This window comes from Acidovorax soli, from assembly GCF_014207955.1.
GTDB lineage: Bacteria > Pseudomonadota > Gammaproteobacteria > Burkholderiales > Burkholderiaceae_C > Acidovorax > Acidovorax soli_A.
Genome location: NZ_JACHLK010000015.1, coordinates 102,803 through 127,438 on the forward strand (window position 1 = coordinate 102,803; position 24,636 = coordinate 127,438).

Annotated in this window: 24 protein-coding genes; 12 read left to right on the forward strand and 12 right to left on the reverse strand. The window is 64.1% G+C overall.

What is annotated here, in order from left to right:
- Positions 1–52 precede the first annotated feature (52 nt).
- Positions 53–703 (forward strand): pyroglutamyl-peptidase I, encoded by a 651-nt coding sequence (gene pcp / locus HNP48_RS27995; protein WP_184863411.1) that lies wholly within the window; start codon positions 53–55, stop codon positions 701–703.
- Positions 704–718: 15 nt separating this feature from the next.
- Here pcp and fghA read toward each other — a convergent pair whose 3' ends face one another.
- Both fghA and HNP48_RS28005 read right to left on the reverse strand, forming a co-directional pair.
- The gene (fghA, locus tag HNP48_RS28000) at positions 719–1,579 is read right to left on the reverse strand and encodes an S-formylglutathione hydrolase (RefSeq protein ID WP_184863413.1); all 861 of its coding nucleotides are present in this window, start codon (positions 1,577–1,579) and stop codon (positions 719–721) included.
- Positions 1,580–1,592: 13 nt separating this feature from the next.
- Positions 1,593–2,708 carry an S-(hydroxymethyl)glutathione dehydrogenase/class III alcohol dehydrogenase gene (locus tag HNP48_RS28005; protein WP_184863554.1) on the reverse strand — a complete coding sequence of 372 codons (1,116 nt, stop codon included), beginning with the start codon at positions 2,706–2,708 and terminating at the stop codon, positions 1,593–1,595.
- 217 nt (positions 2,709–2,925) lie between these two features.
- Here HNP48_RS28005 and HNP48_RS28010 point away from each other — a divergent pair, with 217 nt between their 5' ends.
- The 4 genes from HNP48_RS28010 to HNP48_RS28025 all read left to right on the forward strand — a co-directional run bounded on the left by HNP48_RS28010 (position 2,926) and on the right by HNP48_RS28025 (position 6,257).
- The gene (locus tag HNP48_RS28010; RefSeq protein WP_184863415.1) at positions 2,926–3,987 is read left to right on the forward strand and encodes a GlxA family transcriptional regulator; all 1,062 of its coding nucleotides are present in this window, start codon (positions 2,926–2,928) and stop codon (positions 3,985–3,987) included.
- Between the two features lie 88 nt (positions 3,988–4,075).
- On the forward strand, positions 4,076–4,651 hold the full coding sequence (locus HNP48_RS28015) for a hypothetical protein (protein WP_184863417.1): 576 nt from the start codon (positions 4,076–4,078) through the stop codon (positions 4,649–4,651).
- A complete protein-coding gene (locus HNP48_RS35715; protein ID WP_184863419.1) occupies positions 4,648–5,775 on the forward strand; it encodes an ImmA/IrrE family metallo-endopeptidase in 1,128 nt (375 codons plus the stop codon). Before HNP48_RS28015 ends, HNP48_RS35715 begins: the two co-directional genes overlap by 4 nt.
- Positions 5,772–6,257 carry a hypothetical protein gene (locus HNP48_RS28025; protein ID WP_184863421.1) on the forward strand — a complete coding sequence of 162 codons (486 nt, stop codon included), beginning with the start codon at positions 5,772–5,774 and terminating at the stop codon, positions 6,255–6,257. The genes HNP48_RS35715 and HNP48_RS28025 overlap by 4 nt, the downstream gene beginning before the upstream one ends.
- On the opposite strand, the gene HNP48_RS28030 is transcribed toward HNP48_RS28025, so the two are convergent.
- The gene (locus HNP48_RS28030) at positions 6,254–7,351 is read right to left on the reverse strand and encodes a hypothetical protein (protein ID WP_260420408.1); all 1,098 of its coding nucleotides are present in this window, start codon (positions 7,349–7,351) and stop codon (positions 6,254–6,256) included. The two genes, HNP48_RS28025 and HNP48_RS28030, sit on opposite strands and share 4 nt — an antisense overlap.
- A gap of 144 nt (positions 7,352–7,495) precedes the next feature.
- Here HNP48_RS28030 and HNP48_RS28035 point away from each other — a divergent pair, with 144 nt between their 5' ends.
- Complete coding sequence (locus tag HNP48_RS28035; protein WP_184863426.1) at positions 7,496–8,209, forward strand: restriction endonuclease; 714 nt, start codon at positions 7,496–7,498, stop codon at positions 8,207–8,209.
- A gap of 139 nt (positions 8,210–8,348) precedes the next feature.
- On the opposite strand, the gene HNP48_RS28040 is transcribed toward HNP48_RS28035, so the two are convergent.
- From HNP48_RS28040 to HNP48_RS28070, 7 genes are all read right to left on the reverse strand, one after another.
- Positions 8,349–9,659, reverse strand: a complete 1,311-nt coding sequence (locus tag HNP48_RS28040) for a citrate synthase (RefSeq protein WP_184863428.1) — start codon at positions 9,657–9,659, stop codon at positions 8,349–8,351.
- A gap of 58 nt (positions 9,660–9,717) precedes the next feature.
- Positions 9,718–10,044: a succinate dehydrogenase assembly factor 2 gene (locus HNP48_RS28045; protein ID WP_184863430.1), complete on the reverse strand. Its 327-nt coding sequence runs from the start codon at positions 10,042–10,044 to the stop codon at positions 9,718–9,720.
- Between the two features lie 35 nt (positions 10,045–10,079).
- A complete protein-coding gene (locus tag HNP48_RS28050; RefSeq protein WP_184863432.1) occupies positions 10,080–10,781 on the reverse strand; it encodes a succinate dehydrogenase iron-sulfur subunit in 702 nt (233 codons plus the stop codon).
- Positions 10,782–10,809: 28 nt separating this feature from the next.
- Positions 10,810–12,615 (reverse strand): succinate dehydrogenase flavoprotein subunit, encoded by a 1,806-nt coding sequence (gene sdhA, locus HNP48_RS28055; protein ID WP_184863434.1) that lies wholly within the window; start codon positions 12,613–12,615, stop codon positions 10,810–10,812.
- Positions 12,616–12,646: 31 nt separating this feature from the next.
- Positions 12,647–13,012 carry a succinate dehydrogenase, hydrophobic membrane anchor protein gene (gene sdhD / locus HNP48_RS28060; RefSeq protein WP_184863436.1) on the reverse strand — a complete coding sequence of 122 codons (366 nt, stop codon included), beginning with the start codon at positions 13,010–13,012 and terminating at the stop codon, positions 12,647–12,649.
- Between the two features lie 69 nt (positions 13,013–13,081).
- On the reverse strand, positions 13,082–13,516 hold the full coding sequence (sdhC, locus tag HNP48_RS28065; protein WP_184863438.1) for a succinate dehydrogenase, cytochrome b556 subunit: 435 nt from the start codon (positions 13,514–13,516) through the stop codon (positions 13,082–13,084).
- Between the two features lie 133 nt (positions 13,517–13,649).
- Entirely contained in the window at positions 13,650–14,438 is a 789-nt protein-coding gene (locus HNP48_RS28070) for a GntR family transcriptional regulator (RefSeq protein WP_184863440.1), read from the reverse strand.
- 257 nt (positions 14,439–14,695) lie between these two features.
- On the opposite strand from HNP48_RS28070, the gene HNP48_RS28075 reads away from it, so the two are divergent.
- The 5 genes from HNP48_RS28075 (at position 14,696) to acnB (ending at position 20,869) form a co-directional block, all read left to right on the forward strand.
- Positions 14,696–15,682, forward strand: a complete 987-nt coding sequence (locus HNP48_RS28075) for a malate dehydrogenase (protein WP_184863442.1) — start codon at positions 14,696–14,698, stop codon at positions 15,680–15,682.
- Positions 15,683–15,702: 20 nt separating this feature from the next.
- Positions 15,703–16,485, forward strand: coding sequence for a trans-aconitate 2-methyltransferase (gene tam / locus HNP48_RS28080; protein WP_184863444.1), 783 nt, complete (start codon positions 15,703–15,705; stop codon positions 16,483–16,485).
- Positions 16,485–17,492 (forward strand): CoA ester lyase, encoded by a 1,008-nt coding sequence (locus tag HNP48_RS28085; protein WP_184863446.1) that lies wholly within the window; start codon positions 16,485–16,487, stop codon positions 17,490–17,492. Before tam ends, HNP48_RS28085 begins: the two co-directional genes overlap by 1 nt.
- Before the next feature lie 21 nt (positions 17,493–17,513).
- Positions 17,514–18,191: a hypothetical protein gene (locus HNP48_RS28090; RefSeq protein WP_184863448.1), complete on the forward strand. Its 678-nt coding sequence runs from the start codon at positions 17,514–17,516 to the stop codon at positions 18,189–18,191.
- Positions 18,192–18,283: 92 nt separating this feature from the next.
- Positions 18,284–20,869, forward strand: coding sequence for a bifunctional aconitate hydratase 2/2-methylisocitrate dehydratase (gene acnB / locus HNP48_RS28095; protein WP_184863450.1), 2,586 nt, complete (start codon positions 18,284–18,286; stop codon positions 20,867–20,869).
- 198 nt (positions 20,870–21,067) lie between these two features.
- Here acnB and HNP48_RS28100 read toward each other — a convergent pair whose 3' ends face one another.
- Positions 21,068–21,361, reverse strand: a complete 294-nt coding sequence (locus HNP48_RS28100) for a DUF4148 domain-containing protein (protein WP_184863452.1) — start codon at positions 21,359–21,361, stop codon at positions 21,068–21,070.
- A gap of 56 nt (positions 21,362–21,417) precedes the next feature.
- Complete coding sequence (locus HNP48_RS28105; RefSeq protein WP_184859606.1) at positions 21,418–21,711, reverse strand: DUF4148 domain-containing protein; 294 nt, start codon at positions 21,709–21,711, stop codon at positions 21,418–21,420.
- A 306-nt stretch (positions 21,712–22,017) separates the two neighbouring features.
- On the opposite strand from HNP48_RS28105, the gene HNP48_RS28110 reads away from it, so the two are divergent.
- Positions 22,018–24,624, forward strand: a complete 2,607-nt coding sequence (locus HNP48_RS28110) for an ankyrin repeat domain-containing protein (RefSeq protein ID WP_184863454.1) — start codon at positions 22,018–22,020, stop codon at positions 24,622–24,624.
- Positions 24,625–24,636: the final 12 nt, after the last annotated feature.

Genomic DNA, 24,636 nt, shown 5'->3' on the forward strand with positions numbered 1-24,636 from the left:
CTGCGCGCGGCCCGCATCCTAGGATGGCCGCCTGTCCGACTTCGAGTTCACCATGGCCCGCAGCATCCTCGTCACCGGCATCGAGCCCTTCGATGGCGAAACCATCAACCCCTCGTGGGAGGCCGTGCGCGTGCTCGACGGCGAAACCATCGCCGGCCACCGCCTGGTGGCCCACCAACTGCCCTGCGTGATCGCCGAAGTGGGCCCGGCCCTGGTGGCCGCCATCGAAGAACTCGACCCCGTGCTGGTGCTCTGCCTGGGACAGGCCGGCGGGCGCGCCGACATCACGGTGGAGCGCGTGGCCATCAACATCGTGGACGCGCGCATCCCCGACAACGCGGGCCGCCAGCCCGTGGACGAGCCCGTGGTGCCCGGCGGCCCGGCCGCGTATTTCTCCACCCTGCCCATCAAGGCGCTGGTGGCTGCGCTGCGCGAAGCGGGCATCCCTGCCTCGGTATCGCAAACGGCCGGCACCTACAACTGCAATGCCATCTTCTACGCGCTGGCACACCACATCGCCACGCGCCGGCCGGCCCTGCGCGGCGGCTTCATCCATGTGCCCTACCTGCCCAGCATGGCCACGCGCCACCCGGGCGCGCCCAGCCTGGCCCGCGAGACGGTGACCGAGGCGGTGCGCATCATGGCCGCCACCTCGCTCGCGGTGGCCAGTGACATCCGCGCTGCCGGCGGCGCCGAGCACTGACGGGCCAAGAGACCGTTAGCCCCCTGCCAGTTGCTTTGCGTGGTGCGCCAGGTGGTCCGCCATGAAGCTCTGGATGAAGTAGTAGCCGTGGTCATACCCGGCATGCCGGCGCAGCGTGAGCGGCTGGCCAATGGCCTGGCAGGCCTCTTCGAACAGCTCTGGGTGCAGCTGCGTGGGCAAGAACTTGTCGGCCAGGCCCTGGTCGATCAATATGCCGCCGGGGTAGGGCGCCATCGGCTGGTGCTGCATCAGCACCGTGGCATCGTGCTCGATCCAGCCCGTGCGGTCCGCCCCCAAGTAGCCGGTGAAGGCCTTCTCGCCCCAGGGGCACTGCGTGGGCGCGCAGATCGGCGCAAAGGCCGACAGGCTCTTGAAGCGGCCTGGGTGGCGCAGCGCCAGCGTCAGCGCGCCATGCCCGCCCATCGAGTGGCCGAAGATGCCCAGGCGCTCGCCATCGATGGGCAACTGCGCAGCCACCTGCGGCAGCAGCTCCTTCATCAAATAGCTTTCCATGCGCCAGTGCTTCGCCCAGGGCTCGGCCGTGGCGTCGAGGTAAAAGCCCGCGCCCACGCCAAAGTCCCAGCTCTCGGCCTCGCCCGGCGCATTGGCGCCACGCGGGCTGGTGTCGGGCGCAATCAGCGCCAGCCCCAGCTCGGCCGCCAGGCGCTGCGCCCCGGCCTTGACCATGAAGGTCTCTTCCGTGCAGGTCAGCCCTGCCAGGTACAGCAGGGCCGGCACGGGCCCTTGCGTAGCCTGCGGCGGCAGGTAGACCGAGAACTTCATCGGCAGCCCGATCTCGGCAGAGGCGTGCTGGTAGAAGCGCTGCACGCCGCCAAAGCAGGCGTGCTCGCTGAGCAGTTCAAACGAGGTGGTCATCGCTCGCCAGGCCTCAGGCAGCGTATTTCACAACCGAGCGGATCGACTTGCCTTCGTGCATCAGGTCAAACGCCTCGTTGATGTCCTTCAGCCCCATGGTGTGCGTCACAAACGGCTCCAGCTGGATCTTGCCGGCCATGGCGTCTTCCACCATGCCGGGCAGCTCGCTGCGGCCTTTCACGCCGCCAAAGGCCGTGCCCAGCCACTTGCGGCCTGTGACCAACTGGAAGGGGCGGGTGGAGATCTCCTGCCCCGCACCCGCCACGCCGATGATGACCGACTGCCCCCAGCCGCGGTGCGCGCATTCCAGCGCCGCACGCATCACGTTCACATTGCCAATGCACTCGAAGGAATGGTCCACGCCCCAGGTCGTCATCTCCACGATCACCTGCTGGATCGGCTTGTCAAAGTCCTTGGGGTTGATGCAGTCCGTGGCGCCAAACACCTTGGCCAGGTCGAACTTGCTGGGGTTGGTGTCGATGGCGATGATGCGCCCCGCCTTGGCCAGCTTGGCGCCCTGGATCACCGCCAGGCCAATGCCGCCCAGGCCAAACACCGCCACCGTATCGCCCTCCTGCACCTTGGCCGTGTTCTTCACCGCGCCCAGGCCCGTGGTCACGCCGCAGCCCAGCAGGCACACCTGCTCGGGGTTGGCTTGGGGGTTGATCTTGGCCAGCGACACCTCGGCCACCACCGTGTACTCGCTGAAGGTCGAGCAGCCCATGTAGTGGTAGATCGGCTGGCCGTTGTAGCTGAAGCGCGTGGTGCCATCGGGCATCACGCCCTTGCCCTGCGTGGCGCGCACCGAAACGCACAGGTTGGTCTTGCCGCTCTTGCAGAACAGGCACTCGCCGCACTCCGCCGTGTACAGCGGAATCACGTGGTCGCCCGGCTTCACACTGGTCACGCCTTCGCCCACTTCCACCACAATGCCCGCGCCTTCATGGCCCAGCACCACGGGGAACAGGCCCTCGGGGTCGTCACCGCTCAGGGTGAAGGCATCCGTATGGCACACACCCGTGTCGGTGATGCGGATCAGCACCTCGCCCTTCTTGGGCGGTGCCACGTCGATCTCGACGATCTGCAGGGGTTCTCCGGCCTTGAAGGCCACGGCGGCTTTGGATTTGATGGTCATGGTGTTGGGGGATTGGGTTGGTAAAGGGGAGGGGGCCAAAGGCTCTGCGGCCTCATGGCATGGGTGGACGCCCAGACTGTAGGCCATGTGGGGGGCACACCGAAACCCATGGCCGCAGACCTTGGGGGTATGGCCGAATTCCATCGTTCATGGCCTTGGCGGACATGGCCTCCCGTATAGTCCACCGCGCTTCTTTGCTCTCCGCAGCTCAATGGACCACCACCATCCCCACCACCACCCCGCCGGCCAGCCCCACCGCATCGACCTCGTCGTCTACCCCGGCTTCAAGGCGCTGGAGGCCGTGGGCCCCATGTCCGTGTTCGACTACGCCAACGTGCACCTGCGCCAGCACGGCCGGCCCGATGGCTACGCCGTGCGCGTGGTCGCAGCCCAGGCCGGGGCCGTGCAGTCCGACACCCTGATGGCCCTCGCCGCCACCCACACCCTGGCCGGGCTGGAGCAGCAACAGCAAGCAGGAGAAGGCGGCCCCGGCTGCACCGTGGTGCTGGTCGGCTCGCGCAACATCGAACAGGTGCTCGCCGCCTCGCCCGACCTGGTCGCCTGGGCCGCCCGCGTGGCCCCGCGCGTGGACCGCATGATCGCCCTGTGCTCCGGCAGCTTCTTTTTGGCTGCCGCCGGTCTGCTCGACGGCCGCCGCGCCGCCACCCACTGGAGCGTGGCTGCACTGCTGCGCCAGCGCTACCCCGCCATCGACGTGGACCCCGACGCCATCTACGTGCGCGACGGATCGCTGTGGACATCGGCCGGCGTCACCGCCGGCATCGACCTCGCCCTGGCCCTGGTCGAAGAAGACTTCGGCCACGCCCTCGCGCTGGAGGTGGCGCGCGATCTGGTCATGTACCTCAAGCGCCCCGGCGGCCAGTCCCAGTTCAGCGTACAACTGGCCAGCCAGGGAGTCACCCACCGCGACATCCAGGCCGTGCAAAGCTGGGTGCTGGAGAACCTGCACGAACCCATGCCCCTGGCCGCCCTGGCGGCGCGCGCGGCCATGAGCGAACGGCACTTTCGGCGGGTGTTTGTGCAGGAGACGGGGCAGACGCCGTCGGCATTTGTCGATGCAGCGCGGTTGGAGGGGGCGCGGCGGTTGCTCGAATCATCAACCTCCCAGCCGCAGGCTGCACTGCCGATCAAGACCGTGGCCGCGCGCGTGGGCATGGGGTCGGAGCAGGCGTTGCGGCAGCTGTTTGTGCGGCATTTGGGGATTACGCCGCAGGCGTATCGGGAGAGGTTTGGGGGGCCGGGGAGGCGGTGATTTAAAGGCTTTGAGGTGCAAAGCTGCAATGGGGCTTGCGAAAGATTGAATACTGTTTAAAAATACAGCATCATTCTGTGGAGACGCTATGTCCAGCTATATCTTCGTGTCGCCAGGCTCCGACCCGGGAGCCGGCCTAGCACTCGTGGATCCAATGCTTAGCTCATCAAAACCATCAATGGGCACCTGCAGACCTGACTTGCGACGCATGGTCAAGCCCGGCGATCACATCTTCGTGATCAGTGGGAGCCGGGGGCGAACCATTCCCCAATATGTCATCGGCGGGATGCAGATTGACAAGAAGCTGGACGATCAGCTCGAGGCTTTGCGGCGCCATCCCGAGAATGCACTACGCTTTGACGGCAAGCAGCGCACGGGAAACATCATTGCCTTACCTGATGGCACTCAGGATCCGCGCGACCACCACGATAAGTTCGAAAGCAGGATCAAGAACTACATCTTGGGTAAAGATCCGGTGATGCTAGAGACTCCCAAGGAGGTAGAACTTGGCCGCGACCGCTCAGTAGGCATCCTCTCAAAAATTCTTGAAGTGCCAGGGTACCGGATGCAGCAAGTGGTGGGGCGTAGTCGCAAACTCTCGACCATGCAGGTAGACCGCCTGCTGCGTGCGCTAGATGACATCAAGCAAGAGGCGCGCTCGTGACCAACATTGCCGCTCACCTTGCGAGCAAGAGCCTCACGGTCGAGAAGGCTGCGAAAAAGGCCGGTATAACTCCTGATAGGTTTCAGCAAGTCGTGGGAGGCGCGAAAGCAACTCTGGGCGAGATGCGGGGCATAGCAAAGGCGCTGCAGATTCCTTTGTCCAGCTTGATGGATGGCAGGCGCGAGACGGCGGAACCGATCAAGATGCTGTTTCGGCAGACGTTGGAGCAGCGTGAGGCTGTAGAGGTCTCCTCACACATCGATGTGCTTTCGTCCCAGGTGCGGGACGCCCTATCCGTGGCTCGCGGACGATCTTCTGACCTCTCTTGGCTCGATATCTTCAAGGGAATGGATGCGACCCCGGATGCGGCCTCCGAGTTCGCTGATTTATTTCGCAAGACGTTCGCGGATATTGACGACCTGGAGCCGTTCCCTCATTTGGCACAGGTGTTAGCCGATATGGGCGTATGGCTGCTTTTTTCTCGAGATCCTACTGTTGAGGGCGTCTCCGCGATTGTGGAGGGTCACGCGATCGTGATCATTGGTCCTCGCACCTTTAAGCCAAGGATGCTTTTCACGTTGGCGCATGAACTAGGGCATCTAGTTGCCCACCACGACGCTCGAAAACAAGGTTACGCGCACATGGACAAAGAGGCGGACTGGTCACGCAGTCCTCGGCGAGCAGAGGAGAAGTTCGCCGACGCCTTTGCTTCGGCGCTACTGTTACCGAAACACGGCGTGCTGAGTGCTCTGAAAGCAGTGCGTGATCAACTTGGCATCTCTCAGCAGCCGCTCGGAGCTGCTGAGATCGCTTGGATCGGGCATATCTTTCACGTCAGCTTTGAAGTGGCGGCAAGGCGCTTTGAGACGTTTGGTCTACTTCCCTCAAGCGGTGCGCGTGCTTTCTACCAACGGTTGCAGGACGACTTTAAGAATCCCGAGAAATTCGCTGCGAGCGTAGGTGTCCCCTCGCGGCAGGATCTCGTGATTGCAACATCGCCAATGCTTATGGAGTCTGCTGCGGAGAAAGTGCGAACCGGTGAGTTGTCGCTTGGCAAAGCTGCGGAACTGCTAAACGTTCCGATTTCGGCCATCGTGGTCGCAAACTCGGAAATCAGCGCGTGATCGTCGTCCTCGACGCATCCACATTGATTAACTTGCACAACGGTGGCGTGCTCGCCCAAGTCCTTTCGCTTCCTGGCCGTTCATTCCAAGTGAGTCCAGAAGTGCGTCGTGAATCGCGCACGGTTGCCAACGAGATTCAAGTCGCTGTCGAGCGTGGCGACATTGAATGGGTCGATGACACCGCAATAGCTGCTACGGAGTTCGAGGATGCATTGGCTTTTTGGGAGTTGGGCCCTGGAGAGACTGAGTGCATCCTAGCGGCGAAGGCGTTGGGATGTGTTGTTGCATGCGATGATGGTGCTGCGCGCAGGGTCATCGCACAGGAGATCGGCGCCTCTCGAATGACTGGAACTGTTGGCTTGCTTCGAGAAACTGTAGTCGCCGGGTACTTGACGGCGACGGAGGCCTTTACGGCCTATCTGCAAATGAAGCGCCTAGGTGGATTTCTGCCGCACTTGGCGTTGGCTGACTTTCAGCCTTAGATTGTCTCGGGGCGCAGCCCCAGTTTGTCCTCGCGTACCGGCCCAGTGGCGGAAAGCCCCAATTTTTTGCGCGTTCCAACGAATGGGTTGCCGATCGTTTTTTTGATCTGGCTCAAAGCCCGGAAACTCTGGCCGCACGAGTAGCACTCGTGATCAATGTGTGGCGTAAATGCGTGCTCGCCTTTATCGATGTGTGGCTCAGCACAATGCGGGCAGGACAAGTCTAACACCCTGCCCTCCAAGTGGGGCATGGCCGATTGCGCCATGTATGTCCGTACTTGATCGGCATCGATCTTAATGCCGTCAATTGTCACCTTGGCGTAGGTCTCATCTACTTCAGGAAATTCCTGATCATGCATTTTGAATGCATGTAAGTGAATTCCTGTCATTTCGGGATCTGAGGATGTCCATAAAATCGCCGGGTTCGATCCCCAGAGTTGAATGCCACCGGGGTAGTCACATTGTTTGATCGCGATGCTGTCGGGAGCCTTCCGCTTTTTGGTGGGTGTTGCTCCAAGCATGTGGCGCAGGGCTGCAATGGGATTTCCGATACCAAGGCCCATAGGATCAGAGAATTGACGGCCGCAGCCGTGGCATTGGTGTTTACGATGAGAATGCACAGCAAACCAGTCGCGATCAAGATGGGGAAAGCCACAGTAAACACAATGGACCGGGATGGTCTCAAAGCCGAAGACGCTGGAGATCATGTAGTTGATCGCGTCGATCTCATCAACGTTCACCCAGCCATCGGAGAGTAAATCAACCCTATAAGGAACCTGCAACCTCCGATAGGTCTTGTCAATGTTTTTCAAGCCGCCTTTGGTCGATCTTGCATGTACATGTATGCCTCGGTCAATGGGCTGGGTCGTAGTGTCATAGATCGCGGGAACCGAACCCCAAAGCGCGATTCCGCCCGGATAGTCGACGAAATTCAAATGCAGTGTTTCCTCGGCCTTGATCGGCGGATCGTCAGCCGCGACACACTTGTCCGCAGCTACCCCATACTTTGCTGTGGCGTTGGCATGGTGTTCCATGCACCAATAACGGGTACCGCCATCTCGGCGCTTTCCCACTGCTATGATTTTGCAACTCATCTGCAAATTATTGCGTGACTTCTAAGCAAATGTCACGCCTTGTCGGCATTGGTGTTTGTACTGATTGGTTCAAAAATGATTCGACTTTAAAGGAGCGGCAGTAGTAAAAACTTTGTATGATCACTCAGTCATGGAGGAGAGGAAGTGACTGAAGATTGGAAGGGATATCAGGAAGAGGCTGCGGCGCTTTTTCGATCAATGGGACTTGATGCGAATACAGACGTAACACTGAATGGGGCTCGAACGTCTCATGCTGTCGACGTGGTGGTGAAATCACACCATGCTGGCTTTGATGTAACTTGGTTAGTGGAATGCAAACATTGGAAAACACCAGTCTCTAAATTGCACGTTCTTGGATTGCGTCAAATTGTGGTGGATCTGGGCGCTGATAGAGGGATAATTTTATGTGAATCGGGTTTTCAAAGCGGAGCAATAGAAGCTGCGAATCTCACAAATGTGCAATTAACAACACTTGAACAGGTGCGCGCTACCGCAGGTGGCGATATAGCCGCTATGCGTCTCCGAGAACTTTATGATCGCTTGGAGGTCTGCAGGGTGCAGTATTGGGATTTACCCAAATACCATCGTATTGAGCATGGACTTAGAGGTGATTTGGGAGATGATTGGGCCTACTCCGGGACTTTGGTTCTTGAGGCATGTGCTGAGTTGCTAGCCCGTTCTCTGCGAGGTATATATCCTATTCAGTTGATCAATGTGGCGGGATTGATTGTATTTGGAAGAGATCGAGAGTTTTTGTCGGTGCAAGATGTGGTGTCGGTGATCACAGCACAGCTCTGTGAGCTGGAACAGAAGCTGAGCGCGGCTATTATTGCCTTCCAAAACCAAGCCAAAGAATAGAAAATCTGTCAGGTGCGAGAGGTTTATTGCCGACCCACCCCTCGTGCTACCAACGAATACTTGCAATAAAAAAGCCCGCCGAAGCGGGCTTTCCTGTCTGTGCCAAGAAGACCGAAGCCTTCTTCGCGCAACCAAACGCTCAGCGCTTGGCCAGTGGCGGCACGTCGCGGCGCACGGAGCCCGTGAACAGCTGGCGTGGGCGGCCGATCTTGTACTCGGGGTCGCCGATCATTTCGTTCAGCTGGGCGATCCAGCCGACGGTGCGGGCCAGGCTGAAGATGCCGGTGAACAGGTTCACGGGGATGCCGATGGCGCGCTGCACGATGCCGGAGTAGAAGTCCACGTTCGGGTAGAGCTTGCGCTGCACGAAGTAGTCGTCTTCCAGGGCGATCTTTTCCAGTTCTTTGGCCAGCTTGAACAGCGGGTCGTTTTCCAGGCCCAGTTCGGCCAGCACTTCGTTGCAGGTTTCCTGCATGAGCTTGGCGCGGGGGTCGTAGTTCTTGTACACGCGGTGGCCAAAGCCCATGAGCTTGACGCCGGAGTTCTTGTCCTTGACCTGCTTGATGAACTCGCCGATCTTTTCCACGCCGCCTTGGGCCTGGATGTCGTACAGCATGTTCAGGGCTGCTTCGTTGGCGCCGCCGTGGGCAGGGCCCCACAGGCAGGCCACGCCGGCGGCGATGGCTGCGAACGGGTTGGTGCCCGACGAGCCGCACAGGCGCACGGTGGAGGTCGATGCGTTCTGCTCGTGGTCAGCGTGCAGGATGAAGATGCGGTCCAGCGCGCGTTCCAGCACGGGGTTGACCTTGTACTCTTCGCAGGGCGTGCCGAACATCATGCGCAGGAAGTTGCCTGCGTAGCTCAGGTTGTTCTGCGGGTACATGTAGGGCTGGCCCACACCGTACTTGTACGCCATGGCCACCAGGGTGGGCATCTTGGCGATCAGGCGGATAGCGGCGATCTCACGGTGCTGCGGGTTGTTGATGTCCGTGCTGTCGTGGTAGAAGGCCGACAGGGCGCCCACCAGGCCGGTCAGCACGGCCATGGGGTGCGCGTCGCGGCGGAAGCCACGCAGGAAGAACTGCATCTGCTCGTTGACCATGGTGTGGTTGGTCACGCGGCTGGTGAAGTCGGTCTTCTGGGCTTCGTTGGGCAGGTCACCGTACAGCAGCAGGTGGCAGGTTTCCAGGAAGTCGCAGTTCTGTGCCAACTGCTCAATGGGGTAGCCGCGGTACAGCAGTTCGCCCTTGTCGCCATCGATGTACGTGATGGCCGACTGGGTCGCTGCCGTCGACAGGAAGCCCGGGTCATAGGTGAACATGCCCGTTTGCGCGTACAGCTTGCGGATGTCGATGACGTCCGGGCCAATACTGCCCTGGTAGACCGGCAGGTCCACGCTGGGGCTGCCGTTACTGAACGACAGGGTGGCTTTGTTGTCAGCTAGCTTCATTGTTACTTTCCTTGGGTAGGTTGCCGGAATTCCGGTGGTAAGGGGCCCTGTCTCCAGATCAGGCCCGGGGCCGCGCTGCGCCACCACTGAGCCGCAGCATGCCGAGTACTTCACGCACTTCTTCTGTATCGAGAGGACCTTCGGGCTCGCGGCGAGCAAGCACCAGGTCCAAAAGGTCGTTGTCTGCCAGGTTCATCAGCTCGGTCATGCCGTAGGCCTGGCGCCAGTTGAGGCTCGCCCCGTGCAGCGCGAAGAAGTTCTCGATGTAGAGATCGTTCTCCAGCAGGCCGCGCCGTGAACGCCAGTGCAGCTTGGCGCGTTCGCGGTCGTCCAGCAGGTCGGTCGGAGCCGGCGTGCGGGCGAGGGGGGGCGAGGTCTCGGACATGGCAGGGTTCGCTCGTTCGTTCGCTCTTCTTCAGATCAGACGGCGCGGCGCACCATCAGTTCCTTGATCTTGCCGATGGCCATCGTGGGGTTCAGGCCCTTGGGGCAGACGTCCACGCAGTTCATGATGGTGTGGCAGCGGAACAGGCGGTACGGGTCTTCCAGGTTATCCAGGCGCGCACCCGTGGCTTCGTCGCGGCTGTCGGCGATGAAGCGGTAGGCCTGCAGCAGGCCGGCGGGGCCCACGAACTTGTCGGGGTTCCACCAGAAGCTGGGGCAGCTCGTGGAGCAGCTGGCGCACAGAATGCACTCGTACAGGCCGTTGAGCTCTTCGCGCTCTTCGGGGCTCTGCAGGCGTTCCTTCTCGGGGGCCAGGTCTTCGGTGATCAGGTAGGGCTTGATCGAGTTGTACTGCTTGAAGAACTGCGTCATGTCCACGATCAGGTCGCGGATCACCGGCAGGCCGGGCAGGGGCTTCAGAACAATGGTGCCCTTGAGGGTGTTCATGTTCGTCAGGCAGGCCAGGCCGTTCTTGCCGTTGATGTTCATGGCGTCCGAACCGCACACGCCTTCGCGGCACGAACGGCGGAACGACAGGCTGGGGTCTTGCTGCTTGAGCTTGACCAGGGCGTCGAGCAGCATGCGCTCGTGGCCATCGAGCTCGATCTCGATGGTCTGCATGTAGGGCTTGGCGTCCTTGTCCGGGTCGTAGCGGTAGATTTGAAAGGTGCGCTTCATGTTGTTCTTTCGTGAGGCTGCTGGTTCTTCAGAACGTACGGACCTTGGGAGGCACGCTGTCCACCGTCAGGGGCTTGAGGTTGACGGGCTTGTAGGTCAGGCTGTTGTCTGCGCTGTGCCACAGGGTGTGCTTCATCCACTCCTTGTCGTTGCGGCCCAGCGGGAACTCGGCGTGGTCGGCAGGGTGCTCGTAGTCGTACACCGTGTGCGCGCCGCGGCATTCGCGGCGGGCCGCGGCCGAGGTCATCGTGGCCTGGGCCACTTCGATCAGGTTGTCGACTTCCAGGGCTTCCATGCGGGCCGTGTTCCAGACCTTGGACTTGTCCTTCAGGGTCACGCCGCTCACACGTTCACGGATGGCGTTGATCTTGACCACGCCTTCGTCCATGCTGGCCTGCGTGCGGAACACGCCGGCGTGCTGCTGCATGCTCGAGCGGATGTCGTTGGCCACGTCCTGGGCGTAGATGCCTTCGGTCGAGTCCTGCAGCTGGTTCAGGCGGGCCAGGGTGCGGTCGGCACCGTTGGCGGGCATGGGCTGGTGCTCGCCCGAGCCCTTGACGAAGTTCACGATGTGCTTGCCGGCCGACTTGCCGAAGACCAAGAGGTCCAGCAGCGAGTTCGTGCCCAGGCGGTTGGCGCCGTGCACCGAGACGCACGAGCACTCGCCCACGGCGTAGAGGCCGTTGACGATGTTGTTCTGCTGGCCGTCGTGCACCACGACCTGGCCGTTGATGTTGGTGGGGATGCCACCCATCTGGTAGTGGATGGTGGGCACCACAGGAATCGGTTCCTTGGTGATGTCCACGTTGGCGAAGTTGTGGCCGATCTCTTCCACCGATGGCAGGCGCTTGCGGATGGTGTCCGCGCCCAGGTGGTCCAGCTTCATCAGGATGTAGTCCTTGTTCGGACCGCAGCCACGGCCTTCCTTGATTTCCTGGTCCATCGAGCGCGACACGAAGTCGCGTGGTGCCAGGTCCTTCAGGGTGGGCGCATAGCGCTCCATGAAGCGCTCGCCATTGCTGTTGAGCAGGATGGCGCCTTCACCGCGGCAGCCTTCGGTCAGCAGCACGCCCGCGCCGGCCACGCCGGTGGGGTGGAACTGCCAGAACTCCATGTCCTGCAGCGGGATGCCGGCACGTGCCGCCATGCCCAGGCCGTCGCCGGTGTTGATGAAGGCGTTGGTCGATGCCGCGAAGATGCGGCCCGCACCGCCGGTGGCCAGCAGCACGGCCTTGGCCTGCAGCTCGTACAGGTCGCCGGTTTCCAGTTCGAGTGCGGTCACGCCGACCACGTCGCCCTTGTCGTTGCGGATCAGGTCCAGCGCCATCCACTCCACGAAGAAGTTGGTCTTGGACTTCACGTTCTGCTGGTACAGCGTGTGCAGCATGGCGTGGCCGGTACGGTCGGCAGCGGCGCAGGCGCGCTGCACGGGCTTCTCGCCGTAGTTGGCGGTGTGGCCGCCGAAGGGGCGCTGGTAGATGGTGCCGTCGGGGTTGCGGTCGAACGGCATGCCGAAGTGTTCGAGCTCGATCACCACGTTCGGTGCTTCGCGGCACATGAACTCGATGGCGTCCTGGTCGCCCAGCCAGTCGGAGCCCTTGATGGTGTCGTAGAAGTGGTAGTGCCAGTTGTCCTCGCTCATGTTGCCCAGCGAGGCGGACACGCCGCCCTGCGCCGCCACCGTGTGCGAGCGGGTGGGGAAGACCTTGGACAGGCAGGCCACGTTCAGGCCTGCGCGGGACAGTTCCAGCGATGCGCGCATGCCGGAGCCGCCGGCGCCGACGATGACGACGTCGAACTTGCGCTTGGTGATGTTAGCTTTGGTGTAGCTCATTGTTGTTTGCCTTCAGTCGCGGGGGGATCAATCAGAGACGCCACAGAACCTGGATGCCCCAGCCGGCGCAGCCGACGAGCCAGACGATGGTGAAAACCTGCAGCGCCAGGCGCAGGCCCACGGGCTTGATGTAGTCCATCAGGACTTCGCGCACGCCCACCCAGGCGTGCCAGGCCAGCGAAATGATCACGGTGAAGGTCAGCACCTTCATCCATTGGGCCGAGAAGATGCCGGCCCACTTGTCATAGCCGATGGGGCCCTTGTTGAAGATGACCTGCACCAGCAGGGCCAGCGTGAACAGCGCCATCAGCACTGCCGTGACGCGCTGGCTCAGCCAGTCGCGCAGACCATAGTGGGCGCCGACGACGACGCGCTTGGAACCGTAATTGACGGACATGGATGTTTTTCCTCTTGTTATGTGGGGGGCACTGGGTGGCAGCGGCCGCCGCCTTTTTTATTGGATGGGTCAGTACAGGCCGAACAGCTTGGCGCCCAGCACCAGGGCCAGGGCGATGCTGATCACGAACACGGTCAGCGCCGAACTCTTGCCGAACTGCTTGTTCACGGCGCTGTGGCTCACGTCCATCCACAGGTGGCGCACACCGGCCGTGAAGTGGTGCAGGTACGACCAGATCAGCGCCAGGGCCACGAGCTTGATGAACCAGCCGGGCACGAAGCCGATGCCGATGTTGAATGCCGCCGTGAATTTGGCGAACGAGATTTCGGACGACACCGAGGTGTCGAACATCCAGATGATGAAAGGCAACAGCAGGAACATGATCAGCCCGCTGGCGCGGTGCAGGATCGACACCCAGGCCGCAGGCGTCATGCGGTAGGTGGTGAGGTCCTTGAAGGCATTGATGTTGCGGAATTCAGGCCGTTTTTTGGCGAGCTCGGTCATGTTGAGTGCTTTCGTGGATGTAACTTCTTTGTAATTCGGACATGCAAAGAACGCAAAATTCTATTGCAACGCAACACACAGAGGGTCAATGGTCCCTAAAGATCGACATTTCCGCTCAGGTGCCAGGGTGGTGTCAGCTCAATTCATTACGGTAGTGGTGCGTGTCCGTGAGGTACAGCCCGCGCCGTAACTCCATAGGAACATCGTTGTAGGTATACGCAATGCGCTCCACGCTGAGCAGCGGCGTGCCCGGTGCCACCTTTAGCACCGCAGCCTGTTCGGGGTCAGGCAACACGGCTCGTATTTTCTCCTCGGCGCGCACCATGCGCACGCCGAAATCGATTTCGAACATCGCATAGGTCGGGCCCTGGTAGCTGGCCAGCTGGTCGGCCGTCAGCCCCTTGAAAGCCTGGCCCGGCAGCCAGATGTCTTCGAGAATGGTCGGTACGCCCACGAACGACAGCACGCGCCGGGCCTGGATCACCGGGTCGGCGCTGCGCAGGGCCAGGGCGCGCGCCACATCGGCCGTGGCGCGCACGCGCTTGCAGTCGATCACCTGGCGCTGGGCGCGGCCCTCGCCGCGGGCGTCACCGGTGTCGGGCATGAGCTTCAGAAAGCGGTACTGCACATGCTGCTCGGCATGCGTGGCCACGAAGGTGCCCTTGCCCTGGCGGCGCATCACCAGGTTCTCGGCGGCCAGCTCGTCGATGGCCTTGCGCACCGTGCCCTGGCTCACGCGAAAGCGCGCGGCCAGCTCCATCTCGCTGGGAATGGCCTCGCCCGGCTTCCATTCGCCCTGCTGCAGGCTCTGCAGGATCAGGCCCTTGATCTGCTGGTACAGCGGGCTGAACGCCGGCGTGGCAGCGCCCGTACCAGCCGCGGGCTGTGCAGGGTTGTCGGCGTTGAGCGGGATCGAGGACATGGCGGTCGGCTGGTGGGCGGTGTCGGGGGCTCTGTGGGGCTCGGTGCGGGTGCTGCGAACGGGCAGGCGCACACCTTGCCCAGTTTCTTTTTCAGGGCTCCGATCATATCTTATATAAGACATAAGACAAATTGACCGGGGTATTGAATCGGCGGTACACTCCAAGGCTGTTTTGCGGGGCACGGGCTGCTGGTAACAGGCGCTGGTGCTTGCGTTGCACACACCCCTGATTTCCTCACTTCCCTGGAGTTCTCACCATGAGCAAGAAGCCCGTTCGCGTTGCCGTCACCGGCGCCGCTGGTCAAATCGGTTACGCACTGCTGTTCCGTATCGCCTCCGGCGAAATGCTGGGCAAGGACCAACCGGTCATTCTGCAACTGCTCGAAGTGCCTGTCGAAGGCCCCCAGAAGGCGCTTAAGGGCGTGATGATGGAGCTGGACGACTGCGCGTTCCCGCTGCTGGTCGGCATGGAAGCCCACAGCGACCCGATGACCGCCTTCAAGGATGCCGACTACGCGCTGCTGGTCGGCTCGCGCCCCCGCGGCCCTGGCATGGAACGTGCCGAACTGCTGGCCGTCAACGGCGCCATCTTCACGGCACAGGGCAAGGCCCTGAACGCCGTGGCTTCGCGCAATGTGAAGGTGCTGGTCGTCGGCAACCCTGCCAACACCAACGCCTACATCGCCATGAAGTCGGCACCTGACCTGCCACGCAAGAACTTCACCGCCATGCTGCGCCTGGACCACAACCGCGCTGCCAGCCAGATCGCTTCCAAGACCGGCAAGGCCGTGGCCGACATCGAGAAGCTGACCGTCTGGGGCAACCACTCGCCCACGATGTACGCCGACTACCGTTTCGCCACCATCAACGGCGAAAGCGTCGCCAAGATGATCAACGACCAGGAATGGAACGCCAACACCTTCCTGCCCACCGTGGGCAAGCGCGGCGCCGCCATCATCGAAGCACGCGGCCTGTCTTCGGCTGCCTCGGCTGCCAACGCCGCCATCGACCACATGCGTGACTGGGCCCTGGGCACCAACGGCAAGTGGGTCACCATGGGCATCCCATCGGACGGCCAGTACGGCATCCCCAAGGACACCATGTTCGGCTTCCCTGTCACCTGCGAAAACGGCGAGTACAAGATCGTCGAAGGCCTGGAAATCGACGCCTTCTCGCAAGAGCGCATCGACAAGACCCTGGCCGAGCTGCAAGGCGAGCAAGACGGCGTCAAGCACCTGCTGTAATCCGCAGACCAAGTCCTTCAATGGCCGACTGGAACCCCGCGCTCTACCGCCGCTTCGAGGACGAGCGCACGCGCCCGGCCGATGAGCTGCTGGCGCGTGTTCCCCTGGCCCAGGCCACCCACGTGGTGGACCTGGGCTGCGGGCCGGGCAATTCCACCGAGCTGCTGGTGCGGCGCTTTCCACAGGCGCAGGTCACCGGCATCGATACTTCCGAAGCCATGCTGGCCAGCGCGCGCGAGCGCCTGCCCGGCACGGCCTTCGAGCGTGGCGACATCGCCACGTGGGTGCCCGCCGTGGCGCCCGACCTGATTTACGCCAACGCTGCCCTGCAATGGGTGGCGGGGCACGAAACCCTGGTTCCCCGGCTGTTCAGCCTGCTCGCCCCCGGCGGCGTGCTGGCCATCCAGATGCCCGACAACCGGCAGGAACCCTCGCACCGCCTGATGCGTGCCGTGGCCGGCGAAGCGCCCTGGCGCGAGCCCATCGGCGACGCCGATGCCGTGCGCACCGAGCTGGCCACCATCGCCGGCTACTACGACATGCTGGCCCGCGATGCCGCCAGCGTGGACGTGTGGCACACGGTCTACCAGCATGTCATGCCCTCGGCCGGCTCCATCGTCGACTGGCTGCGCAGCACCGGGCTGCGCCCCTTCCTCGATGCGCTGCCCGATGACGCGCTGCGCGCCGGCTTCCTGGCCGAGTACGAGCGCCGCATCGCCGAGGCCTACCCCGAGCGCAGCGACGGCAAGCGCCTGCTGGCCTTCCCGCGCATGTTCATTGTGGCGCAACGCCGCCCCGCATGATGACGAGCAACGCTACCTCCGCGCACCCCGCCACTGTACTGCTGGGCGCCCAGGCCGCTGCCAGCCGCCTGCCCGTGTGCGACCACTACAGCGGTGTCGAAGCGCGCATGAAAAAAAGCCTGCAGCTGCAGGCTGAGATGGCGGCCGAGTTCGGCCACTGCGTGTTCGACGTGACGCTCGACTGCGAAGACGGCGCCCCTGTGGGCCAGGAGCGCGAGCACGCCCGCCTGGTCGCATCGCTGGCGCTGAATGCCGCCGAGGGCGCGCGCGTGGCCGCCCGCGTGCACACCGTGGACCATGCGGCTTTTGCCAACGACATGGCCACCATCGCGGGCGAGGCCGGCCACCGGCTCTCGCACATCATGGTGCCCAAGGTCGAGTCGGTGGACGACGTGCTGCACGCCGAGAAGGCGCTGCTTGCCGCATCGGCCGGCCACCTGCCGCTGCATGTGCTGATCGAATCGCCCGCCGCCGTGCACCGCGCCTTCGAGATCGCTGCGCACCCGCGCGTGCAGAGCATCAGCTTCGGGCTCATGGATTTCGTCTCCGCGCATGGCGGGGCCATCCCTTCGTCGGCCATGGGCTCGCGCGGCCAGTTCGAGCACCCGCTGGTGGTGCGCGCCAAGCTGGAGATCGCCGCCGCCTGCCACGCGCATGGCAAGGTGCCCTCGCACTGCGTGGTGACCGAGTTTTCCGACACCGCTGCCATGCAGGCCGCCGCCACCCGCGCCAGCGCGGAGCTGGGCTACACCCGCATGTGGAGCATTCACCCCGGCCAGATCCGCCCCATCCTGCAGGCCTTTGCGCCGCAGCAGGACGAGATCGCACTGTCCGCCCGCATCATTGCCGCTGCCGCGCAGGCCGACTGGGCACCCATCAGCCACGATGGCAGCCTGCACGACCGCGCCAGCTACCGCTACTACTGGCAGGTGCTCGAACGTGCCCACCAGACCGGGCGCACGCTGCCGCCCGAAGTGGCCCACTGGTTTGCTTCCCCCCACGCCTGAAACCTTTCCAGGACCTTTCCCATGAAATCTCTGATTCTCACCTCCGCCCTGATGCTGGTGGCCCCTGGCCTTGCCCTGGCGCAGGCCGCTGCAGAGCCCGCCAAGAAGAGCGCGCCCGCCGCCAAGAAGGAAGCTGCTCCCAAGAAAGAAACCGCCGCCGCCAAGCCGGCAGCCAAGCCCGCCACCAAGTCGGCCGAGGCCAAGGACAAGGCCCCTGCCAAGAAGACCGCCAAGGCTGAGCCCACGAGCAGCCGCCAGCAGCTGAACACGGCGGCCAACCAGGTGGCCTCGGGCCTCATCGCGGCCGATGCCGCCCTGAGCCCTGAAGAGCAGGCCATTGCCCAGAAGGTGCACACGGGCCGCATCGCCTGCGAACTGGGCGCCGTTGTCAACGTGACGGCCGACCCCGCCATCCCCGGGCGCTTCCACATCGAGGGCAAGGGCTTCAAGTACCACATGACTCCCGTGGTCACCAGCACCGGCGCGGTGCGCCTGGAAGACCAGAAGGCCGGCGCCGTGTGGCTGCAGATCGCCAACAAGTCCATGCTCATGAACCAGAAGCTGGGCCAGCGCCTGGCCGACGAGTGCATGAGCGCCGAGCAGACCCTGGTGGCCGAGGCCGCCAAGAAGGCGCCGCCCCAGAGCGTGTTCGATCCCGCGCCTGCCGCCACGGCAGCGACGGCCACCGCCACCAAATAACCAGAGCCGACGAGACACGGTACCCCCGCGCCGCCTGGCCCTAGCAGCCCCGGCGCAACCACCCCACTTTAGAACGCAACCGGAGAAAAATGATGTTGAAAGCCTACCGTGACCATGTGGCCGAGCGCGCCGCGCTGGGCATCCCGCCGCTGCCCCTGACGGCCAAGCAGACGGGCGAGCTGATCGAGCTGCTCAAGAACCCGCCTGCAGGCGAAGGCGAGACGCTGGTGGACCTGATCACCAACCGCGTGCCGGCTGGTGTGGACGATGCCGCCAAGGTCAAGGCCAGCTACCTGGCTGCCGTGGCGCACGGTACCGAAGTGTGCACGCTGATCGGCCGCGAAAAGGCCACGCAGCTCTTGGGCACCATGCTGGGCGGCTACAACCTCACCCCCCTGATCGACCTGCTGGACGACGCAGCCGTGGCCTCCGTCGCTGCCGAAGCGCTCAAGAAGACGCTGCTGATGTTCGATCAGTTCCATGACGTCAAGGAAAAGGCCGACAAGGGCAACACCTTCGCCAAGGCCGTGCTGCAAAGCTGGGCCGATGCCGAGTGGTTCACCAGCCGCCCCGAAGTGGCCCAGAGCATCAAGCTCACCGTGCTCAAGGTCACCGGCGAAACCAACACCGACGACCTGTCGCCCGCGCCCGACGCCTGGAGCCGCCCCGACATCCCGCTGCATGCCCTGGCCATGCTCAAGAACAAGCGCGACGGCATCACGCCCGAAGAAGACGGCAAGCGCGGCCCCGTGAAGTTCATCGAAGACCTGCGCGCCAAGGGCAACCTGGTGGCCTACGTGGGCGACGTGGTGGGCACGGGCTCCAGCCGCAAGTCGGCCACCAACAGCGTGCTGTGGTTCACGGGCGAAGACATCCCCTTCGTGCCCAACAAGCGCTTCGGCGGCGTCTGCCTGGGTGGCAAGATCGCCCCCATCTTCTACAACACCATGGAAGATGCCGGCGCACTGCCCATCGAGCTGGACGTGAGCCAGATGAACATGGGCGACGAGATCGAACTGCTGCCTTACGCCGGCAAGGCGCTCAAGGACGGCCAGGTCATCGCCGAGTTCGAAGTCAAGAGCGACGTGCTGTTCGACGAAGTGCGCGCCGGCGGCCGCATTCCGCTGATCATCGGCCGTGGCCTGACGGCCAAGGCCCGCGAGGCCCTGGGCCTGGCGCCTTCCACGCTGTTCCGCCTGCCGCAAGTGCCTGCCGCCACCGGCAAGGGCTTCACGCTGGCCCAGAAGATGGTCGGCCGCGCCTGCGGCCTGCCCGAAGGCCAGGGCGTGGTGCCCGGCACCTACTGCGAACCGCGCATGACCTCGGTCGGCTCGCAGGACACCACCGGCCCGATGACGCGCGACGAACTGAAGGACCTGGCCTGCCTGGGCTTCAGCTCCGACCTGGTGATGCAGTCCTTCTGCCACACGGCCGCCTACCCCAAGCCCGTGGACGTGAAGATGCACCACGAGCTGCCCGACTTCATCAGCACGCGCGGCGGCATCTCGCTCAAGCCCGGCGACGGCATCATCCACAGCTGGCTCAACCGCATGCTGCTGCCTGACACCGTCGGTACCGGCGGCGACTCGCACACCCGTTTCCCCATCGGTATCAGCTTCCCCGCCGGCTCCGGCCTTGTGGCGTTCGCCGCTGCCACGGGCGTGATGCCCCTGGACATGCCTGAATCGGTGCTGGTGCGCTTCAAGGGCAAGATGCAGCCCGGCGTCACGCTGCGCGACCTGGTGCACGCGATTCCGCTGTACGCCATCAAGGCCGGCCACCTCACCGTGGCCAAGCAGGGCAAGAAGAACATCTTCTCGGGCCGCATCCTGGAAATCGAAGGCCTGCCCGACATGAAGGTCGAGCAAGCGTTCGAGCTGTCCGACGCATCGGCCGAGCGCTCTGCCGCCGGCTGCACGGTGCGCCTGAACAAGGAACCCGTGATCGAGTACATCAACTCGAACATCGTGCTGCTCAAGAACATGATCGCCCAAGGCTACGCCGACGCACGCACCATCGGCCGCCGCATCAAGGCCATGGAAGCCTGGCTGGCCAACCCCCAGCTGCTGGCCCCCGATGAGAACGCCGACTACGCCGCCATCATCGAGATCGACCTGGCCGAGATCACCGAACCCATCGTCTGCTGCCCCAACGACCCCGACGACGCCAAGACGCTGTCGGACGTGGCTGGTGCCGCGATCGACGAAGTGTTCATCGGTTCGTGCATGACCAACATCGGCCACTTCCGCGCAGCCTCCAAGCTGCTCGAAGGCAAGAAGGACATCCCCGTCAAGCTGTGGATGGCCCCGCCCACGAAGATGGACGCGCACCAGCTCACCGAAGAAGGCCACTACGGCGTGTTCGGCGCGGCCGGCGCCCGCATGGAAATGCCCGGCTGCTCGCTGTGCATGGGCAACCAGGCCCAGGTGAAGGAAGGCGCTACCGTCATGTCCACCAGCACCCGCAACTTCCCCAACCGCCTGGGCAAGAACACCAACGTGTACCTGGGCTCGGCGGAACTGTCGGCCATCTGCTCCAAGCTGGGCCGCATCCCCACCAAGGAAGAGTACCTGACCGACATCGGCGTCATCAACCAGAACGGCGACAAGATCTACCAATACCTGAACTTCGACAAGATCAGCGAGTTCAAGGAAGTGGCAGACGGCGTCACCGCCTGATCGGTTGACGGATCGCCCGGCCCCATTCGGGGTTGGGCGGGTACGTTCCCCAAAGCAAAACGGGCTCCCAGATGGGAGCCCGTTTTGCTTTTGGATGCAGGGGAAACACTTCCACATGGTGGCGGTGCCCACGACCGTGAAACACCACCACCATGGGAAGGCCCGCAACTGGCGAGCCTTGCTTGAAGGCCCTTGCTCTTACAGGGCGCTGATCTCGCCCGAAGGGATCTGGCCGGTGCGCACGGCTTCGGCAGCCGCAGCACGCACGGCAGCGCGGTCAGCCGTGGACTTGTAGGTCACGACGCGCGAGCCAGCAGGTTCCAGGCTGCGGGTCTGGGCAACCGTAGCAGCTTCGGCAGCCACTTCGGCACGGGTGCGGTTCGTGTCGAACTTCAGCGCGAACTGCGAGGCATCGGCTTCGTCAGCGTGGGCGCCAAAGGCAGAGAAAGCAGCCACAGCGGCGATGGACAGGAAACGTGCGGTCTTGTTCATGGTGATACTCCGATCGAATTCAAAAAATGAGGGGGCTGGTCTGTTCAGGCAGGTGCTTACAGGGCACCGATCTCGCCGGAAGAGATCTGGCCGGTGCGCACAGCGTCAGCCGCCTGGGCACGCACGGCAGCGCGGTCAGCGGTCGACTTGTAGGTCACCACGCGGGAACCAGCGGGTTCCAGGCTGCGCGTCTGGGCGACGGTGGCGGCTTCAGCGGCCACTTCAGCGCGGGTGCGGTTGGTTTCGAACTTGGTGGCGAATTGCGAAGCATCGGCTTCGTCGGCGTGGGCGCCGAAAGAAGCGAAAGCGGCTACAGCGGCGATGGAGAGGAAACGTGCGGTCGTGTTCATGATGAAAGTCCTTTGGGTAGAAAAAGCGTCTCAAAAAAACCGGAGCGAAAACAACTTCAAACCGGGTTCGGTGAGTCGCCTTGCGGGTTCGGCTCATCGATGGGTTGAACTGTACGCCTCGTGTGTTCAGAGAAAAACTACCCAGTCACGAACTGTCTGTTCCAGTTTTGGAAATAGTTGCGGGCATGGAGGAGGCCAGCCAGGTCATGTTGCAGACACGCCATTGCCTTGTGTTTGTCATGCAAATGTCATGATGGCGGCGCATTCTTGGCCCATAACAACAACAAAGGAAATGGAGGTACATCCATGGCAAGAGAGGAAAATTCCACCAGCGGCAAGGCCGCAGACAGCCTGGGCAAGCGCCTGGTGCTGCTGCTGTTCAGCGCGGTGTTCGCAGTGGCCTTTGGCCTGGGCGGCTACGCCGCCGGCCTCAAGCCCCTGGTGCAGACGCTGCGCCTGGCGCTCGACGCACGCAGCTGGCAGCCCGTGCAGGCCCAGGTGCTGTCGGCCGAGCTCAAGACCCACACCAGCAGCGACGGCCCGAGCTACGAGGCCCTGGTGCGCTACCGCTACGAAGTGGGTGGCCGCTCCTACCAAAGCACCCAGCTGGGGCTGGACCCCGCGGGTTATTCCGACAACATCGCCGCCGACTGGTCGCGCGACTGGGCCCGGCGGCTGCAGGCCGCGAAGGAGCGGGGCCAGCGCATCACCGTGCTGGTCGATCCGCACGACCCGGCGCGCGCCCTCATCGACCCGTCCATCCGCTGGCAGCTGCAGCTGTTCCGCCTGCCTTTTGCCCTGGTCTTCACCGGGGTGGGGGTGGTCGCAGCCGGCTTCTTCGTGGTCCTGCTGCTGGGCCTGGGCCGAGGCCGGGGTGGCGATGGCTCCGAAGCGCCGCGCTCCTCCCTGGGGGCTGCCCCCGGCGCTCTGGTGAAGGGCGGCGCCAGCAAGTCGGTCGGGGCCATCTGGTTCTTCGCCTTCTTCTGGTGCGGCATCGCCTTCCCCATGGCGGGCATGCTGTGGACCAGCAGCGGCGCGCCCTGGTACGCCAAGGCCTTCATCTCGATCTTCGTGATGGTGGGGGTAGGCCTGATCGGCCTGGCACTGCACCAGACCCACATGGCCTGGCGCTACGCGGGCTCGGTGCTCACGCTGCTGCCCTCGCAGCCGCGTGGTGGCCACGCGCTGGAGGCCACCCTGCTGCTGCCCGAGCGTGCCGCGGCCTACCAGCAGGACCAGGCCCTGCAGCTGCGCCTGGCCCAGTACCGGGTGGACGAGTCGAGTTCGGGCTCGCCCGAGCGCTGCGTGGAGTCGTTCACCGAGGCCGCACGCGTGCAGCGCACGGCCGATGCCGGCCTGCGCGTGAGCGCTCGCTTCAACCTGCCGGCCGATGCACCCCCGCACGGCGCGCAGCGCTCGGGCGAACGCGTGGACTGGCGGCTGGAGCTGCTGCACAGCCCCGGGGGTGGGGTGGAGCTGACCTACGACCTGCCCGTGCAGGCCGCGGTGCATGGCTTTGGCGGCGTGGACAGCGAACTACCCGACCGCTTCGACCGGCGCGCCGCCTGGAAGCAGGAGACCCCCATCCCGCCCGCCCATGCCACCAGCGGGGAGCAGGGCGACGCAGACGAGGACCGCGATGAGCACGCTCCGGTGATCCTGCCCGCCTCGGTCACGCTGCACGAAACCGCCGAGGGCTGGCACTACCGCTTTGCCCAGACCGGCTGGCGCTGGGCGGCCGGCCTGGTGTTGGCCGGCCTGGTGGTGGAGGGTGCCATCAACGGCCGCTGGGGTGCCCAGGGTTTGGTGCTGCCGCGCTCCTTCCTGTTCGCGGGGCTGGCCTGGTGGGCGTTGGCCGCCTTTGTGCTGCACGCTGCCACGCGCCGCTGGGAGTTGGCGGTGCGCGACGAGGGCATTGTGGTGCGCTGCCGCTCCTGGCTCTGGTCGCGCACCCGGGCCCTGCCGGGCCAGACCAGCCAGCAGTTGGTGCACAAGCTGCTCTACTCCACCGGCAGCGGTGGCAGTGAGGAGCGCTACTACGCTGTGTACGCCCGCGAAGCAGGGGGCGCGCTGGTGCGGCTCACGCCCGGCGTGGCCGGCGATGCGGCCGCCACCGCCGTCGGCCAGTCCATCGCCCGGGCCTGGGCGCACCGCCAGGGGCGCTTCAGCCCGGGGGCCGTGCGGTCGGTGCGCAGCGCGCATTCGCGCCCGGCGTGGGGGGCGCTGCTGCTGGCTGCTGCGCTGGCCTGGGCGTTGTGGGGGCCCCGGCCTGCAGACAAGGTAGCCGGTGCCCAGCCTTCGGTCACCTACTCCACCGTGGATGGCCGCCTGCTCGATGCCCAGAACGCGGGCGATGCCCCGGCCCTGCGCGCCGCGCTGGCCGCAGGGGCCAACCCCAATCTGCTCGCGCCCAATGGTTCCAGCGTGCTCATGCTGGCCGCGCACCGCGGGCAGATGGAGCACATCGAGGCCCTGCTGGCCGCCGGTGCCCGGCCCGACCTGCGCCAGACCCAGAAGGACAGCGAGCGCGGCGACACCGCCCTGCTGCGCGCCTTCTATGGCGGCCACCTGGCCGCGGCCGAGCGCCTGGTGCAGGCGGGGGCCAGCCTGTCGGCGCGCAACCGCTGGGACTGGGGCCCCATGCACATGGCGGCGCAAAGCGGCTGCATCGCCTGCCTGGACTGGCTGGCCGCGCGCGGCCAGGCCATCGACGAGCCTGCCCCCGCCAGCCGCGGCGAGACCCCCACCATGCTGGCCGCGGGCCGGGGCAGGGTGCAGGCGCTGCAATGGTTCGAGGCGCGCGGCGTCGACCTGGCACGCCAGGACCCGCATGGCAAGACCGCGCTCGACTGGGCGCGCTTCAAGCAGCAGGCCGAAGCCGAGCAGTGGCTGCTGCAGCGCACCGCGCGCTGAGCACGCGCTGAC